The organism is Planomonospora sp. ID82291 (genome assembly GCF_015711645.1).
Lineage (GTDB): Bacteria > Actinomycetota > Actinomycetes > Streptosporangiales > Streptosporangiaceae > Planomonospora.
Genome location: NZ_JABTEX010000004.1, coordinates 503,757 through 519,372 on the forward strand (window position 1 = coordinate 503,757; position 15,616 = coordinate 519,372).

Below are 15,616 nucleotides of genomic sequence, written 5' to 3' on the forward strand. Positions count from 1 at the left end.
CGTCCGGTGACGGCGGTGAGGGGTACGGCCGGCGTCTGGTGACGGCGGTGAGGGGTACGGCCGTCCGGGCGCCGGCCGTACCCCGGCCGCCGTGCCCGGGCTACGGCCGGGTCCCGATCCCGGTCGCCAGCTCACCGGTCCGCGCCGGTCCGCCGGTCTTCGGCGACAGGGGAGGCGTGTCCATGCCCGAGGCGGTGCGGATCCCCTCCAGCACCGCGCGGAGCGCGTCCACCGAGGAGTGCCGGGGCGTCCAGCCCAGCTCGGTGCGGGCGCGGGTGACATCCATGATCGGTACGGTGAACAGCATGTCGAGCAGGTCCGGCGAGGCGGGCACCAGGCGCAGGTGCCAGGCGGCGGAGGCGGCCCCGCGCAGCGCCCAGCCGGGGACGGGCACCCGCCGGGCGCCGAGCGCCTCGGCCAGCACCGCGGAGTCGATCACCGGCTCCGCGGCGATGTTGAAGGCGCCCGAGACCTCCCGGACGACCGCCAGGCGGTAGGCCTCGCCCATGTCCTCGGCGTGCAGCGCCTGGAAGCGGAGCTCGGGCAGGTCGGGGACGAAGGGGACGAGGCCGGGGCGGACGAGCCGGTGGGGGAGGAACGGCCCGGCGAACAGCCGTCGCTGCTCGCTGGCCGCCTCCCGCTTGAAGACGAAACCGGGGCGCAGCCGTACCACCCGGATCTCCGGGTGCTCGTGCTCGAACGCGTCGAGCGTCCGTTCGAGGTAGGCCTTCTCCCGCCCGTAGGCGGCGCCGGGCCAGCCGTGGGTGGGCCAGTCCTCGGTGACGGGGCGGTCCTTCGGGCCGGGGGAGTAGGCGCCCACCGAGGAGGCGTGGACCAGCACGGGCACCTTCGCCCGGGCCACCGCCTCGAAGACGCGGATGCCGCCCAGCGCGTTGGTGCGCCAGGTGGTCACCGGGCGGCGTGTCGGCTGGAAGATCCAGGCCAGGTGGACGACCGCGTCCGCGTCCGCGAGGTGCGGCGCGAGATCATCGGTGGAGATGTCCGCCGTCCGCCACTCGGTCTTGTCCGGATGCCAGTCGGGCAGGCGGCGGGCCAGCCCGAGGATGGATGTGACGCTGCTGTCGGCGGCCAGGGCGGACACCACGCTCGTGCCCACGTTCCCGGTCGCGCCGATGACGATTACCCGCATTCCTCCCAGATGCCCGGAGGGGGGTGACCAAACCGGGGAGGCGGGGTCCGGCTCCTGCCGGGCGGAGGCGGCCGGGGCGTCAGGGGAGCCGGACCGTGGCCGGGCTCTCCGGCCGGGCCTCGGCGAGTGCGTCGCCGAGCGTGGGGTACACGTCGAAGGCGGCGTCGAGGCCGGTCAGCCGCATCAGGCGGCGGGTCGAGGGTTTGAGGCAGCACAGGGCGCAGGTGCCGCCGCACCGGTGAGCCCTGCTGGAGGCCTGGACGAGGAGGCGCAGGCCGCAGGAGTCGATGAAGTTCATGGACGACAGGTCGAAGAGCAGCCGGGGGCTCCCGGACGCGAGCGCCTCGTCGATCTTCTCGCGGAGCCGGGGTTCCTCGGTCTTGTCGACCTCACCCACGATCCGGATGACGGTGAAGGCCCGGTGGCGCTCCCCGCTGATCTGCAATGGCATAAGGACGGCTCCAGAACAGCGACATGGTGACCGCGGTCCCGGCGTCTCCCGGACCGCTCATGCGCCTGGTCCTCCCAGTGTCACCCCTGCGGGGCGGAAGGCACAAGGAGGCGTGCTCCCCTCTTCCGTTTGGCCTCCCCTGCACGGGTATGGAGACAGGTCCGCGCAGCTCGTCCCTGGAGGAGGCGGTACATGACGGCGTTCGGATACTTCCTGTCAAGTGAGGAGCACGACCCCAGAGAGCTGGTACGGCAGGCCAGGCTCGCCGAGCAGGCGGGGTTCGAGGCCCTGTGGATCTCCGACCACTTCCACCCCTGGCTGGACGAGCAGGGGCAGAGCCCGTTCGTCTGGTCGGTGATCGGCGCGATCGCCGAGGCGACCTCGCTGCCGATCACCACGGCGGTCACCTGCCCGCTGGTCCGCATCCACCCGGTGATCATCGCGCAGGCCGCCGCCACCAGCGCGGTGCTGACCGGCGGCCGGTTCCGGCTCGGCGTCGGGACCGGGGAGGCGCTCAACGAGCACATCGTCGACTCGCGGTGGCCCCCCGCCGAGGAGCGGCTGGAGATGCTCGAAGAGGCGGTCGAGATCATGCGGGAGCTGTGGAGCGGCAAGCTGGTGACGCACCGCGGCACCCACTACGACGTGGACACCGCCCGCCTCTACACGCTGCCCGACACGCCGCCGCCGGTCTACATGTCCGGGTTCGGAGAGAAGTCGGTGGAGCTGGCCGGGCGCATCGCCGACGGCTACATCTGCACCGGCCCGTCGGCCGAGTTCGTGCAGCGGTTCCACGCCTCCGGCGGCCAGGGCAAGCCCGTCCAGGGCGGGCTGAAGGTCTGCTACGCCGCCGACGAGGCCGCGGCGCGCAAGACCGTGCACCGGCTCTGGCCGACCCAGGGCATCCAGGGCGAGGCCTCCCAGCTGCTGCCGCTCCCCCGGCACTTCGAGCAGCTCGCGCAGATGGTCACCGAGGAGGAGGCGAGCAAGGGCTCGCCGTGCGGCCCGGACCCGGAGGTCCACCTCGGGGCGATCCGGGAGTACGTCGACGCGGGCTTCGACGAGGTCTACATCAGCCAGATCGGCGACGAGCAGGAGGCGTTCTTCGACTTCTACGCCAAGGAGGTCCTGCCGCGGCTGCGCTGACCGCCCGCCCCCGGGCGGCCGTCCCGGCCGTCCGGGCGGGACCGCCGGGAGGCGGTCCCCGTCGAATCCGGATAGGAGGAAGACCATGAAGGCCGTCACCTGGCACGGTAAGCGCGACATACGGGTCAAGGAGGTCGCCGACCCGATCATCAAGGAGCCGACCGACGCGATCATCAAGGTCACCACCACCGCCATCTGCGGCTCCGACCTGCACCTGTACGAGATCATGGGACCGTTCATCGGGGAGGGGGACGTCCTCGGCCACGAGGCCATGGGCATCGTCGAGGAGGTCGGCCCCGAGGTCTCCCACATCGAACCCGGCGACCGGGTCGTCGTCCCGTTCAACATCTCCTGCGGCCGCTGCCACATGTGCGGGCTGAAGCTCTTCGCCCAGTGCGAGACCACCCAGGTCCGCGACCACGGCATGGGCGCCGCGCTGTTCGGCTACACCCGGCTGTACGGCGAGGTCCCCGGCGGCCAGGCGGAGTACCTGCGGGTCCCGCAGGCCCACTTCGGGCCGATCAAGGTGCCCGAGGGCCCGCCGGACGAGCGGTTCGTCTACCTGTCGGACGTGCTGCCCACCGCGTGGCAGGCCGTGCAGTACGCCGACATCCCCGACGTCGGCAGCGTCGCGGTCTTCGGCCTCGGCCCCATCGGCCAGATGAGCGGCCGGATCGCCAAGCACCTGGGCCACCGGGTGATCGGGATCGACGCCGTCCCCGAGCGGCTCGAGATGGCCCGCCGGCACGGCATCGAGATCATCGACTCCTCGGCGGTCCGCGACGTGCCCGAGGCGGTCCGGGAGCTCACCGGCGGCCGGGGGACCGACTCGGTGATCGACGCCGTCGGCATGGAGGCCCACGGCTCACCCGTGGCCAAGCTCACCCAGACCATCACCGGCCTGCTGCCCGACGCGCTCGCCGCGCCGCTGATGACCAACGCGGGCGTGGACCGCCTGGCCGCCCTGCACCAGTGCGTCGACGCCGTACGGCGCGGCGGCACGATCTCGGTCAGCGGCGTCTACGGCGGCATGGCCGACCCGATGCCGATGCTGCGGATGTTCGACAAGGGCGTCACCATGCGCATGGGCCAGGCCCACGTCCGGCGGTGGACCAACGACCTGATGCCGCTGGTCGCCGACGACTCCGACCCCCTGGGGGTCATGGACCTGGCCACCCACCGGCTCCCGCTGGACCAGGCGCCGCACGGCTACGAGATCTTCCAGAAGAAGCGCGACGGGGCGATCAAGATCCTGCTCAACCCGTGACCCCCGTCGTCTCCCCGTCCCCCCGGAAGAACCCTCCGGGATCACCTCGCAGAAAGGCGGAACGTGGACGCCATCGTGCTCCTGAAGGACGACCACAAGACGGTCGAGAAGCTGTTCAAGCAGTTCGAGAAGGCAGGCGAGGACGCCTACGACGAGAAGCGGAAGCTCGTCGACCAGATCATCGGGGAACTCACCACCCACGCCTACATCGAGGAGGAGGTCTTCTACCCGGTCGCCCGCGCGGAGGTCCCGGAGACCTCCGACCACATCCTGGAGAGCGTCGAGGAGCACCACGTGGTGGTCTGGATGCTCTCCGAGCTGAAGGACATGGACCCGCGGGACGAGCGGTTCGACGCGAAGGTCACCGTCCTCATGGAGAACGTCCGCCACCACGTCGAGGAGGAGGAGGACGAGTGGTTCCCCGAGGTGCGCAAGGCGATGGGCCGCAAGAAGCTCCAGGAACTGGGCGAGGAGATGGAGAAGGCCAGGGCGAAGGCGCCGGCTGAACCGCTGGCCGTCTCCAGCGCGCAGAAGTAGACCTGCCGGGTCCGTCGGGTCCGTCGGGTCCGTCGGGTCCGTGTCCGCACCGGCCGGGTCAGGCGACCCGGCCGGCGGCGGGCTCCACCGCCGGCCGCCCGGCGGCGGGCAGGGTGACGGTGAAGCGGCTGCCGGGGTCGGCCGGGGTGTAGAAGGCGTCGCCGCCGTGCGCGCGGGCCAGCTCGCGGGTGATCCACAGGCCCAGGCCCACCGAGCCGGGGGCGGCGCCGGCGCCGCTGAAGCGGGAGAACAGCAGGGAACGCCTGTCCTCGGGGACGCCCGTGCCGTGGTCGCGTACGTGCACGGCGAGCAGGCCGTCCGCTCCGGTGGGGTCGGCACTGACCACGATCGGCGGGGCGCCGTGACGCACGGCGTTGGCGGTGAGGTTGACCAGCATCTGCTCCAGCCGCTGCGGGTCGGCCCGCACGGTGAGGCCGTCGGGGACCTCGACGCGGACCGGGGCGCTGAGGTAGCCGGCCGCCCTCTCGGCCGCGGCGCGCAGGTCCAGCGGGCGCACGTCCAGGCGGAGGCCGCCGTGGCTGTCGAGCCGGTCGGCGTCCAGCAGGTCGGCGGCCAGCCGCCGGATCCGGTCGACCTGGCGGATGGCGGTCCTGGCGATCGCGTCCCGGCGCTCCTCGGGCAGGTCGGGCCCGTCCTCGTTCAGGGTCTCCACCGCGAACTGGACGGAGGTCAGCGGGGAGCGCACGTCGTGGGCCAGGGCGGCGGTCAGCGCGGCCCGCCAGCGCTCCATGCGGCGGATGGTCTCCCGGTCGCGGCGCTGGTGCTCGACCTGGCGGGCGATCAGCACGCCCACTCCGACCAGCGTGGGCACGAACACCACGACGCTGGAGACCGCCACCGGGTCGCGCCCCGAGACGACCAGCGGCGCCAGGTAGGCCAGCGCCGCCGGCGGGGTCAGCGCCAGCACGGCCGCCGTGGGGAAGTGCAGCCCCACCCACGCGAACAGCATCATGTAGAACGGCGCCGTGCCCGCCGCGGTCCCGCCGAACGCCCAGGTGGAGACGGACAGCACGGCGAGGGCGGGCAGGCTCAGCGCCAAGGGCGCGCGCGGGTCGAGGCGGTCCCACGGGAGCCACCAGGCGGCGGCGGCCACGAGCAGGTCGGCCCCGGCGATCAGGGTCAGCAGGCCGCGCCGGTCGGCCGGCGTCGCCGCGATCCCCAGGATGGCCAGCATCCCCGCCAGGGCGAACAGCGTCGCCGCCTGTCGGGCGGCGTATCTCCCACCTTCCCCCAGCACGGACCACTTTGTGGGCATTCGTCCCCCTGTGGTGAAACGCGTCCGGCTTCCACCATAACTATCGGTGGCCCTCCACCCACCCCCAGTGGTCGGCCTGAGGGGAGGCGCGGGCCGCGGCCGGGCCGCGGCCGGGACGTCGCCGACGGCGCCCCGTCGGGACCCGGCGGGGCCCGGCGGGGCCCGGCGGGGCGCCGTGATCACAGCCGTGCCCGCGCCTCCCCGGCGCTCATCCCGTCCGGCCCCCGAGCAGGGTCTCGCCGATCCAGCCGTCCTCCGCGCAGCCCGGCGGTACGGCGAACACGGCGGAGCCGATCGGGGTCGTCCACTCGTTGAGCAGGTCGGCCTCGGCCAGGCGCCGCTGGATCGGGAGGAACTGCCGGGCGACGTCCGCCTGGTAGGAGGCGAACAGCAGCCCCGAGTCGGCGCGCCCGTCGGCGGACAGGCCCTCGTCGTAGTTGTAGACCCGGCGGAAGATCCGCAGCCCCGGGTCGGTGACGCGGGCCCGCCGGATGTGGGCCTGCTCGGGGATGACGGGGAAGCCGGCCGGGGTGAGCCGCGCGAAGTCCGGTTCGTCGTGCTCCCGGGCGCCGGTGAGCGGGGCGCCGCTGTCCAGCCGGCGGCCCACGGTGAACTCCTTGGCGGTCCGGTCGGCGGCGTCCCAGGTCTCCATCTCCGCCCGGATGCGCCGCAGCACCAGGGTGGTGCCGCCGCGCAGCCACTCCGGCCCGTCGCCCGTCCACACCGCCCGGTCGAAGTCGGCCGTCCCCGGCTTCGGATTGACGGTTCCGTCGAGCTGGCCCATGACGTTGCGCTGGGTCGTGCCGGGGTCCTGGACCCGGAGGGCGCGCCGGAAGCCGCGCTGGATCCACCGCACCCGGGCGAAGGACCGGGCGTCCTTGACCGTCATGCGCAGCGCGTGGGCCACGGTGAGGGCGTCGTCGGCGCAGATCTGCAGCAGCAGGTCGCCGCCGTTCCACCGCCGCTCCAGCCTGTCGATCGGGAAGGCGGGCAGGGGGGCGACCGCCTCCGGGCGCAGGCGCTCGGCTCCGGCCGCGGCGAACAGCCCGGGACCGAACCCGAAGGTGACGGTCAGCCGGGCGGGGAGCGCCGCCAGTTCCGGTTCGGTGTCGGCGAGCGCGGGCCTGCCCGCGGTCAGCCGGCGCGCGTCGTCGGTGAGCAGCCGCATCATCCGGGCGATCGCCTCCCGCCCGGTGCCGGGCCGCAGGTCCAGTCCGACGAAGGCGGCGTGGGCCTGCGGCGCCGTGGCGATCCCGGCCTGGTGGGCGCCGTGGAACGGCTCGACGGCGGTGCCGCCGGAGGCCGCGGCCGAGACGGGAGCCGCGGCGCCCGGCCCGCGCGGGGAGGACGTCCCGGGGCCGCCGGACGCCTCGGATCCGGCGGCCGTCCCCGGCGAGCACGCCGCCACCGCTCCGGTCGCCACCGCTCCGGCCGCCACCGCTCCGGCCGCCGCGGCGCCGCCCGCCAGCAGTCTCCGCCGGGTGAGACGGGGTCCGGCGGTCACCGGTCGTCCCCACCGGAGTGCGCGTCCTCGTGCCCGTCCGTGCCCTCGCCCGTGCCGCCGCCCGTGCCGCCGCCGGTACGGGTGCCGGTGTGCGTGCCGGGCCGGTAGTCCTCCTCGCCGCCGGCGAAGTCCTTGCCGACGGCGGTGAACTCCAGGGTCGAGCCGTCCTTGAGGGTGAGGGTGAAGGGGATCTGCGCGCCGGGCTCCACCTTCTCGGTGACGCCCATCAGCATGATGTGGTCGCCCCCGGGCTGCAGGGGGTGCGAGCCGTGGGCGGGGACGACGAAGCCGCTCTCCTTGGGGCGCATGACCGTCGTGCCGCCCGACTCGACGACCTCGTGCAGCTCGACCTCCGGGGAGAGCGGGGAGGCGCCGGAGACGACGGTCACGTCGGCGCCGCCGTTGTTGACCAGGGTGCCGAAGGCGGCGGTCATGCCCTCTCCGGTGGTCTTCACCCACGGGTCGATGATCGTCAGGGCGGGTGAGGCCGACGGGGCCGCGGCCGGAGCGGCGGGCGAACCGGTCACGGCCGGCGCGGGCGCGGCCGAGGGGGCGGTCGGGGCGGCGCAGCCGGTGAGCGCCGCCGCGGCGGCGAGCAGGACCGCCGCGGGAACGGTGGGAAGGGCGCGTCGAGAGAGCACGCTGAAGGCCTTTCTGACGGGTGCGGCGGGCCGCGGCGCCGAGGGGACCGCGCCGCAGGCAGGGCGCGGATCCGCCGTGTCGGGCCTCGGGGGGCCTCGCCGGAGAAGGGGTCGCAAGGTCGGACCGCCGGGCCGCGGGACGGCGGCCTCGGCGCGGGCGGGCCCGCGCACGCGGGCCCGGGGACGCGGAACCGCCTCCGTCCGGCCCGGGAACCGGCCGGGTCAGGAGGCGGCGGCGAGCCGCGGGGGAGGTCCGCGGCGCGGCATGGCGTGGCGGAGCCCGGCCGGGCGCGGCGGCGCGGGCTCGGCCGCGGGGACCGCGAAGAAGGGCGTCAGATCCGGGACCGCGTAGGCCGCGAGGAGGCGGAGCCGTACCGGCAGCCGGCGCAGCAGCGCCCAGAGCGCCGCCTCGCCGCGCGCCAGCCAGAGGGCGGTCAGCCCGACCGCCCAGCCGTGCACGACCAGCATGCCGAGACCGGGCACGAGCCCCGAGTGGACGTGTCCGGCGGCCTCCGCCGAGGGCATCGGGTGGGACAGCGAGAACAGCAGGTGCAGCGCGGCCTGCAGACCGGCCAGGAGCGGCAGGATCACGGCCGCCGGGCGCTCGCGCCCCGCCGCCGCCAGTGCCGCGGCGAAGGCCAGCGCCGTCCCGCCCGCCGCGCCCGGCGCGGAGACGGCGCCCCCGGCGAACCGGTGCGCCGCCGTGCTCAGCCCGAGGCAGACCGCGGTGAGGACCGCGGCGCGGGCGAGCCGGAAGGGCACGGAGGCGGGGACGGAGGCGGGCATGGAGGCGGGCACGGCGTGCATGGCCGGGCCATCATCGCACGGGGGAGAGCCGCCCTCCCACCGGGCGCCGCCGCGGAGCCGCCGCGGAGCCGGCCGCACGTACGGGCGCGGTTCGCGGTGCGGCGCGGGTCAGCGGTGGCAGAGCAGGCAGTGCAGGGCGCGCTCCAGCGAGGCGGTGTCGCCGACGGGGGCGGGCCAGGGCAGCCGGATCAGGATGGGGTCCGCGACGCCCGAGCGCACGGTGGCGCCGAACCTGTCCAGCTCCCAGAGCCAGACGTCGCCGGCGGGCTCGGAGAGCAGGGCGCCGAGCGCGGCCGAGAGGCGGTCGCGGTGGGCGGTGTTGACGTGGTGGACCATGCGCTCGGCCTCGGCCGCCAGCGGGTCGGGGGCGGCGTCGAGGTACTCCTCGGCGTCCAGGACCCCCGACTCCGGCCCGGTGAGGTAGATCACCTGGCCGACGTCCACCCGGAGCAGGCGCGGGCCGTCCCGGTGCTCCAGCACCTCGAACAGGGCCTCGTCGGGGCAGCGGTCGGCGATCGCGATCGCGGTCTCGCGCAGCTCCCGCTCCGGTACGGCCTGCACCCAGCCCTGCACCTTCAGCAGGCCCCGGGAGAGCTCCACCCCGCCGAGCGAGCGGCTCGCGGTCAGGTCCACGGTCACCACCGGCTCGTCCCGCATCCCGTGGAGCGGGTCACCCGGCAGGACGAGCAGCACCGGCCGCCCGGCCCGGTCCACCCCGCCGCGGGCGGACCACGCGGGCTCGGTCGTTCCCGCCAGGGACACGTGGGTGGGAACGGCGGTCGCGGCGAGGGTGCGGACCCGCTCGGGGACGGGCGGCGCGGTGACGGGCTGCTGCATGGACCGGCTCTCCTTGAGATCTTGCGACCGTTTCGTCTAAGGTAAGGCTAACCTCAGTTAGGCATACCTAAGCACAATGGAGTGACTGTGCGCTACACCGGACCCAAGGTGCGACTCTCCAGGCGCGCCGGCGTCCCGCTGACCCGCAAGGCCGTTCGCTACTTCGAGGAGCGTCCCTACCCGCCGGGTGAGCACGGCCGCAAGACCAACCGCCGGCAGACCGGCGACTACGGCCTGCGGCTGATGGAGAAGCAGAAGCTGCGCTGGTACTACGACGTCTCGGAGCGGCAGATGCGCCGCTACTGGGACATGGCGCTGCGCAGCCCCGGCCGCTCCGGCGCGGAACTGGTGGTGCTGCTGGAGAGCCGTCTGGCCTCCCTGGTCCTGCGCGCCGGCCTCGCCCCGTCCATCTACGCCGCCCGCCAGTACGTCACGCACGGTCACATCGCCGTGGACGGCCGGAAGGTGGACATCCCCAGCTACCTGGTCAAGCCGGGCCAGGTGATCACGGTGCGGGAGCGCTCCCGTGCCATGCAGCCGTTCGTCGCCGCGGCCGAGGGCGTCTACGCCGACGAGCGGACCGCCGCCTACCTGGCCGTCGACCACGCCGACCTGCGCTTCACCGTGGTCTCCCGGCCGCTGCGCGAGCAGATCGCCGTGCCGGTGGACGAGCAGCTGGTCGTGGAGTTCTACTCCCGCTGAGCCGCGGGGCGCGGCCTTCCCGCCCGCTCCCGGTCGCGGGCGGTCTCACGGCCCGCTCCCGGTCGCGGGCGGGCTCCGCGTGCGGGCGCGAAGGCTCCCGGGATCGGAGGGCGGGGGCGGCCCGAGGTCATGACGGGTGCCCGTGGCCGCGGTCCCGGCCCGCCGGCCGGGTGCCGTAGCCGCCGATCCCCGACTCCAGCAGGCCGAAGGCCCGTTCGGCCTGCTCGCGCAGGTCCGGGGCGATGGAGCCGATGCCCTCCCCGGCGAGCATGCGCCGTACGGCGTAGCCGACCACGGCGCGCAGCGCGGCGCCGATCTGCGCGGCCACGACGGCGGGGGCGAGATCGCCGGGGCCGGTGCCGAGATCCTCGGCGATCGCCTCGGCCATCAGCCGCTCCCGGGCCTCGTTCATCTCCCGGACGCGGGCGGCGAGCGACGGGGTGGTCTCGATCATCCGGACGAAGCCGTCGCCGCCCTCGTGGAAGCCGTACCGGTAGTGGCCGGTCTCCAGGGCGTCCAGGAAGTCGCGGCGCACCGCCGCCAGCACGCTCTCTCCCGGCCCGCGCTCCCGCACGATCCGGGCGAGCAGGCCCTCCACCTCCGGGGACCGGTCCAGGAGCAGGTCCTCCTTGGTCGCGAAGTAGTTGAAGACCGTGTTGACCGAGACGTCGGCGGTCCTGGCGACCTCGGCCACCGTCACGCTGTCGAACCCCCGGGCCAGGAACAGCCCCGTGGCGATGTCGGAGATGCGCTGCCGGGTCTCTCTCTTCTTGCGCTCGCGCAGGCCCTCGCTCATGACGCCATCCTAGGTGCGGGATCTATTTTGCAGTCACTTAAAAATTAGTGTTACTGTAAAAATGGAGGCGATCAAATGATCATGACATCGGGTCTGAGCAAGACCTTTCCGAACGGCGCCGAGGCCGTCCGGGGCGTGGACCTCACCGTGGAGGAGGGCGAGATCGTGGCCCTCCTGGGGCCCAACGGCGCAGGGAAGACGACCATCATGCGCATGCTGACCACCCTGCTCCGCCCCACCGCGGGCACCGCCACGGTCGCCGGGTGCGACCTGCTCGCCGACCCCCGCGGCGTGCGCGGGCGGATCGGCTACGTGTCCCAGGGCGGCGGGATCGGCCCCGCCGAACCGGTGGGGGAGGAGCTCGAACTGCACGCCCTGCTCTACGGCATGCGTCCCGCGCAGGCGCGCGAACGGGTCGCGGAGACGCTGGAGCGGTTCGGCCTGACCCACCTGGCCGGTCTGCCGGGCGGCGCGCTCTCCGGCGGCCAGCGCCGCCGGTTCGACCTGGCGTTCGGCCTGGTCCACGGGCCGTCGCTGCTCTTCCTCGACGAGCCCACCACCGGCCTGGACCCGCAGAGCCGGGCCGACCTCTGGGACCACCTGCGGCGCCTGCGCCGGGAGCGGGGGCTCACGGTCCTGCTGACCACCCACTACCTCGACGAGGCCGACGCGCTGGCCGACCGGCTGGTCGTCGTCGACCACGGCGCGGTCATCGCCGAGGGCACCCCGGCGGAGGTCAAGGGCGACGCGGCCACCCTCGACGAGGCCTTCCTGGCCCTCACCGGCCGTTCCCTGCGGGAGGCGGCGTGAAAGGCATGAAAGGTATGAAAGACGTGAGCGGCATGAGCGGCGTGGTCCGCGAGACCTGGCTCGTCTTCCGGCACGCCACCCGCGCCGCCCTGCGGCAGAAGGCCGGTCTCGTCTTCGGCGCGCTGCAGCCACTGCTCTACCTGGTGCTGTTCGGCCCGCTGTTCACCGCCGTCGGCACCTGGGAGGTGCTGGTCCCCGGCCTGCTGGCCCAGCTCGGCCTGTTCAGCGCGGGCCTGGCCGGGTTCGGCATCGTCTTCGACGTCCGGTCCGGCGCGCTGGAGCGGCTGCGGGTGACCCCGGCCCACCGGGCGGCCCTGCTGCTGGGCCGGGTCCTGGGCAGCTCGCTGACGCTGCTCCTCCAGTCGGCCGCGCTGGTCGCGGTCGGCTACGCCTTCGGCCTGCGCGCGCCGCTCCCGGGCGTGCTGGCCGGGCTCGTCCTCATGGCGCTCCTGGGAGTCGGCCTGGCGGCGCTGTCCAACGCGATCGCGCTCACCATGAACCCGGACCTGTTCGCCCCGGTCATGAGCACCGTGGTCGTCCCGCTCACCCTGCTGTCCGGCGCGTTCCTGCCCATGTCCATGGCTCCGGCCTGGCTGGACGCGCTGTCGCGGGCCACGCCGTTCCGCTACGCGGTGGAGGCCGTCCGCGACCTGTTCGCCGGCCGCTACCTGACGCCGACCGTCGGGGTCGGCGTCGCGGTCACCGTCGTCCTCGCGGCGGTCTGCGCGGTGGCCGGCACCCGGGTCTTCAACCGGGTGAACGCCTGAGGGGCGTCCCTATCCCCGGCCGGAGCCCGCCCCGGCGGCCGCGGGGAGGGTGAGGGTGAAGGTCGAGCCCTCACCCGGGGTGCTGGCGGCCGTCAGGGAACCGCCGTGGGCCTGGGCGATCGTCCGGGCGAGGGACAGTCCCAGGCCCATGCCCCGGATGGCGTGCTCCTTGGCGAAGCGGGCGCGGTAGAAGCGGTCGAAGATGTGCGGCAGTTCGTCGGCCTCGATGCCGGCTCCGGCGTCGGTGACCGCGATCGACACGTCCTCCCCGTTCTCCCCGGCGGCGGAGGCGCGCACGGCGACCGGCGCGCCCGCGGGGGAGAACTTGATCGCGTTCGACAGCAGCCCGCCCACCGCCCGCACCAGCAGATCGCGGTCGGCGTTCACGGAGCCCACGTCCGCGTCGAGACGGACCCGGACGGGGTGGCCGCCGGACTCCCGCGCCTCGCCCGCCGTCGCCCGCACCGCCTCGTCGAGGATCCGGCGCACCGGGACCTGGGCCGGTTCGACGGCCAGCGGCCCGCTCTCGATCGTGTTCACCGCCAGCAGGTCCTCGACCAGGTGCTGCAGCTGCCCCGTGCTGCGGACCATGGCCTGCAGCATCCTGCGCTGGCGTTCGCTGACGGGTTCGGCGTCCTCGTCGGTGAAGATCTCCAGATATCCGGAGATGCTGGTCAGCGGGGTCCGGAACTCGTGGGAGACGGTGGCGACGAAGTCGCTCTTGGCCTCGTCGAGCTCCCGCAGGCGGGTCACGGTGGCCTGCTCGGCGATGTACGCCTCCCGCAGCGCCGCTTCGGCGCGCCGCCGGCCGGTGATGTCGTGGACGAACGCGTTGAACGTCCACTCGCCCCCGTCCTGGGCGGCCCACACGACCAGCTCGATGGGGAACTCGCTCCCGTCGGGCCGCCATCCGGTCAGCTCCAGCCGCCGGCCCAGGACCTTCGACTCCCCGGTCAGCAGGAACCGGATCCGGCCCGCCTGGTCGGCGGCTCGGTAGCGGGGCGGCACGATCATCTCGTGCAGCGGCCGGCCCAGCACCTCGTCGCGCGAGCGGTGGAACATGCGCTCGGCCGCGGAGTTCCAGTCGGTGATCAGCCCGGCGGCGTTCATGGAGACGAACCCCTCCAACGAGGTCTCGATCACCTGCTGCAGCCGCTGGCGGCTGTTCTCCAGCATCTGGTGGGCCCGCCTGCGGTCGATCACCCGGCCCAGCTGGTGGCCGAGGCTGGCCATCACCCGCAGCAGCGTCTCGTCCCGGGGGACCACCTGGTCGGAGAAGAACTCCAGCACGGCCGCGACCCCGTCGGCGGCCACGATCGGGAACGCGAAGACCGCCCGCACCCCCAGATCCCGTTCCTGCCGGGCGCGGAGGACGAACGGGTCACGGCTCATGTCGGACGACCAGATCGGCTGCCCCGTGGTGATGACCTGGCCGATGGTGCCGGCGCCGGGCGGGAAGTGGGCGCGGGCGGTGGCCTCCTGCAGGACCGGGAAGCGCTCGATCGCGCCGACCCACAGTCCGGAGGAGACGAAGTCGTCCCCGATGTCGGCGGGCACGCACAGGTGCCCCAGCGGCCAGCCGGTCAGCTCGCACACGGCCGCCAGCGTCGCACGCGCCGCCGGCTCCAGCTCGTGGACGGTGCCGGCCACCGCGGTGACGTTGTCGAGCAGCGCCTGCAGCGCCGCCTCCCGTTCCACCTCCGGCACGGGCCCGTCTCCCTTCACCCCGATGACCTGTGCCCCCAGAGACGGCGATAGCGCCCGTCCCCCGTCAACTTCGGGCAACGAAACGGCCATCGGCCGACGCCGTGCGACCGCCGCCCGGCGCAGGCGGTGCTAGACGGGCGGCCGGGCCGGTCCCGCCACGACGTCGCGGGGCTCCGCGCCGTCGAGGTGGCGGCGGACGTTCTCCACGGCGGCCAGGGCGATGCGCACGAGCGTCTCGCGGGTGACGGCTCCGGCGTGCGGGGTGAGGACGACGTTGGGGGCGCCCAGCAGCCGCGCGCCGGGCGGCGGAGGCTCGGGGTCGAACACGTCGATGCCCGCGGCGGCGAGCCGGCCGTCCTCCAGCGCGGCGGCGAGCGCGTCCTGGTCGATCAGCGGCCCGCGCGCGGTGTTGACGACGATGGCCGTGGGCTTGAGCAGGGCCAGGCGGCGGGCGTCCAGGAGGTGCCGGGTGCCCTCGTTGAGCGGCGCGTGCAGGGTGACGACGTCGGAGGCCCGCAGGAGCTCCTCCAGCCCGGTCCACCGCGCGCCGGTGCGCTCCTCGACGTCGCGCGGCGCGCGGCGCGGAGAGCTGTAGAGGACGGTCATGTCGAAGGCGGCGGCCTTGCGCGCCACGTCGCGGCCGATGTGGCCGAGTCCGACGACGCCCAGGGTCTTGCCGGCCAGTTCGGTCAGGTGCGGGCGGAGGCGGGGCAGCGCCCAGTCGCCCTCGGTGAGCGCGGTGTGGGCGGGCACGATCCGCTTGGCGCAGGCCAGGATGAGGGCGAAGGCGTGCTCGGCGACGCTGTTGCCCTCCGCCCCGCTGGAGGCGATGGTGCACACCGCGACGCCGCGCCGCGTCGCGGCGGCGAGGTCGACGTGGTCGTACCCGTGGCCGACGCACTGGACGAGCTCCAGCGACGGGGCGGCCTCCAGGTGGTCCGCGCCGACCGGGCTCAGCGCGGTGACGATCACGTGGGCGGCGGTGAGGGCCTCCGGGTCCTCTCCGGCGGACTCCACGACGGTGACGTGCGCGCGGTCGGCGAGCAGCCCGGCCAGGGCGGCTCCCGCCGCACGGCCGCCGACCTGCGGGGGGATGACGGCCAGGACGTTCTTGCGGGACACGTTCTTCTCCTGTGCGGGATTCGGGCCGCGGGTGCGGGTGCGGGTGCGGGTGCGGGTGCGGGTGCGCGAGGGCGGACCGCGTGACCGCGTGACCGC

16 protein-coding genes are annotated in these 15,616 nt (G+C 74.4%); 6 read left to right on the forward strand and 10 right to left on the reverse strand.

Annotation, left to right across the window (positions count from 1 at the left end; genetic code table 11):
- Positions 1 to 100: 100 nt before the first annotated feature.
- Both HS045_RS26710 and HS045_RS26715 read right to left on the reverse strand, forming a co-directional pair.
- A complete protein-coding gene (locus HS045_RS26710; protein WP_196454227.1) occupies positions 101 to 1,150 on the reverse strand; it encodes an NAD-dependent epimerase/dehydratase family protein in 1,050 nt (349 codons plus the stop codon).
- Between the two features lie 79 nt (positions 1,151 to 1,229).
- Positions 1,230 to 1,601 carry an STAS domain-containing protein gene (locus tag HS045_RS26715; protein WP_196454228.1) on the reverse strand — a complete coding sequence of 124 codons (372 nt, stop codon included), beginning with the start codon at positions 1,599 to 1,601 and terminating at the stop codon, positions 1,230 to 1,232.
- 192 nt (positions 1,602 to 1,793) lie between these two features.
- On the opposite strand from HS045_RS26715, the gene HS045_RS26720 reads away from it, so the two are divergent.
- The 3 genes from HS045_RS26720 (at position 1,794) to HS045_RS26730 (ending at position 4,551) form a co-directional block, all read left to right on the forward strand.
- On the forward strand, positions 1,794 to 2,747 hold the full coding sequence (locus HS045_RS26720) for an LLM class F420-dependent oxidoreductase (RefSeq protein ID WP_196454229.1): 954 nt from the start codon (positions 1,794 to 1,796) through the stop codon (positions 2,745 to 2,747).
- Positions 2,748 to 2,832: 85 nt separating this feature from the next.
- Complete coding sequence (locus HS045_RS26725; protein ID WP_196454230.1) at positions 2,833 to 4,014, forward strand: zinc-dependent alcohol dehydrogenase; 1,182 nt, start codon at positions 2,833 to 2,835, stop codon at positions 4,012 to 4,014.
- 63 nt (positions 4,015 to 4,077) lie between these two features.
- The gene (locus HS045_RS26730) at positions 4,078 to 4,551 is read left to right on the forward strand and encodes a hemerythrin domain-containing protein (protein WP_196454231.1); all 474 of its coding nucleotides are present in this window, start codon (positions 4,078 to 4,080) and stop codon (positions 4,549 to 4,551) included.
- Between the two features lie 58 nt (positions 4,552 to 4,609).
- Here the strand turns inward: HS045_RS26730 and HS045_RS26735 are convergent, their stop codons facing one another.
- The 5 genes from HS045_RS26735 to HS045_RS26755 form a co-directional block, all read right to left on the reverse strand.
- Positions 4,610 to 5,827, reverse strand: coding sequence for a sensor histidine kinase KdpD (locus HS045_RS26735; RefSeq protein WP_196454232.1), 1,218 nt, complete (start codon positions 5,825 to 5,827; stop codon positions 4,610 to 4,612).
- Between the two features lie 208 nt (positions 5,828 to 6,035).
- Positions 6,036 to 7,331: a Dyp-type peroxidase gene (locus HS045_RS26740; protein ID WP_196454233.1), complete on the reverse strand. Its 1,296-nt coding sequence runs from the start codon at positions 7,329 to 7,331 to the stop codon at positions 6,036 to 6,038.
- The gene (locus HS045_RS26745; RefSeq protein WP_196454234.1) at positions 7,328 to 7,972 is read right to left on the reverse strand and encodes a copper chaperone PCu(A)C; all 645 of its coding nucleotides are present in this window, start codon (positions 7,970 to 7,972) and stop codon (positions 7,328 to 7,330) included. The genes HS045_RS26740 and HS045_RS26745 overlap by 4 nt, the downstream gene beginning before the upstream one ends.
- A 222-nt stretch (positions 7,973 to 8,194) precedes the next feature.
- Positions 8,195 to 8,779, reverse strand: coding sequence for an MFS transporter (locus HS045_RS26750; protein WP_196454235.1), 585 nt, complete (start codon positions 8,777 to 8,779; stop codon positions 8,195 to 8,197).
- A gap of 108 nt (positions 8,780 to 8,887) precedes the next feature.
- Positions 8,888 to 9,616 (reverse strand): DUF2470 domain-containing protein, encoded by a 729-nt coding sequence (locus HS045_RS26755; protein ID WP_196454236.1) that lies wholly within the window; start codon positions 9,614 to 9,616, stop codon positions 8,888 to 8,890.
- Positions 9,617 to 9,703: 87 nt separating this feature from the next.
- Here HS045_RS26755 and rpsD point away from each other — a divergent pair, with 87 nt between their 5' ends.
- Positions 9,704 to 10,318 (forward strand): 30S ribosomal protein S4, encoded by a 615-nt coding sequence (rpsD, locus tag HS045_RS26760; protein WP_196454237.1) that lies wholly within the window; start codon positions 9,704 to 9,706, stop codon positions 10,316 to 10,318.
- Between the two features lie 127 nt (positions 10,319 to 10,445).
- On the opposite strand, the gene HS045_RS26765 is transcribed toward rpsD, so the two are convergent.
- A complete protein-coding gene (locus tag HS045_RS26765) occupies positions 10,446 to 11,114 on the reverse strand; it encodes a TetR/AcrR family transcriptional regulator (RefSeq protein WP_196454238.1) in 669 nt (222 codons plus the stop codon).
- A 75-nt stretch (positions 11,115 to 11,189) separates the two neighbouring features.
- Between HS045_RS26765 and HS045_RS26770 the strand changes: the two genes are divergently transcribed.
- Together HS045_RS26770 and HS045_RS26775 are read left to right on the forward strand one after the other, a co-directional pair.
- The gene (locus tag HS045_RS26770; RefSeq protein ID WP_196454239.1) at positions 11,190 to 11,924 is read left to right on the forward strand and encodes an ABC transporter ATP-binding protein; all 735 of its coding nucleotides are present in this window, start codon (positions 11,190 to 11,192) and stop codon (positions 11,922 to 11,924) included.
- Positions 11,925 to 11,956: 32 nt separating this feature from the next.
- Positions 11,957 to 12,691 (forward strand): ABC transporter permease, encoded by a 735-nt coding sequence (locus tag HS045_RS26775; RefSeq protein ID WP_196454489.1) that lies wholly within the window; start codon positions 11,957 to 11,959, stop codon positions 12,689 to 12,691.
- 9 nt (positions 12,692 to 12,700) lie between these two features.
- On the opposite strand, the gene HS045_RS26780 is transcribed toward HS045_RS26775, so the two are convergent.
- Both HS045_RS26780 and HS045_RS26785 read right to left on the reverse strand, forming a co-directional pair.
- Entirely contained in the window at positions 12,701 to 14,398 is a 1,698-nt protein-coding gene (locus HS045_RS26780; protein ID WP_196454240.1) for an ATP-binding protein, read from the reverse strand.
- A 129-nt stretch (positions 14,399 to 14,527) separates the two neighbouring features.
- Complete coding sequence (locus HS045_RS26785) at positions 14,528 to 15,520, reverse strand: 2-hydroxyacid dehydrogenase (RefSeq protein ID WP_196454241.1); 993 nt, start codon at positions 15,518 to 15,520, stop codon at positions 14,528 to 14,530.
- Positions 15,521 to 15,616 lie beyond the last annotated feature (96 nt).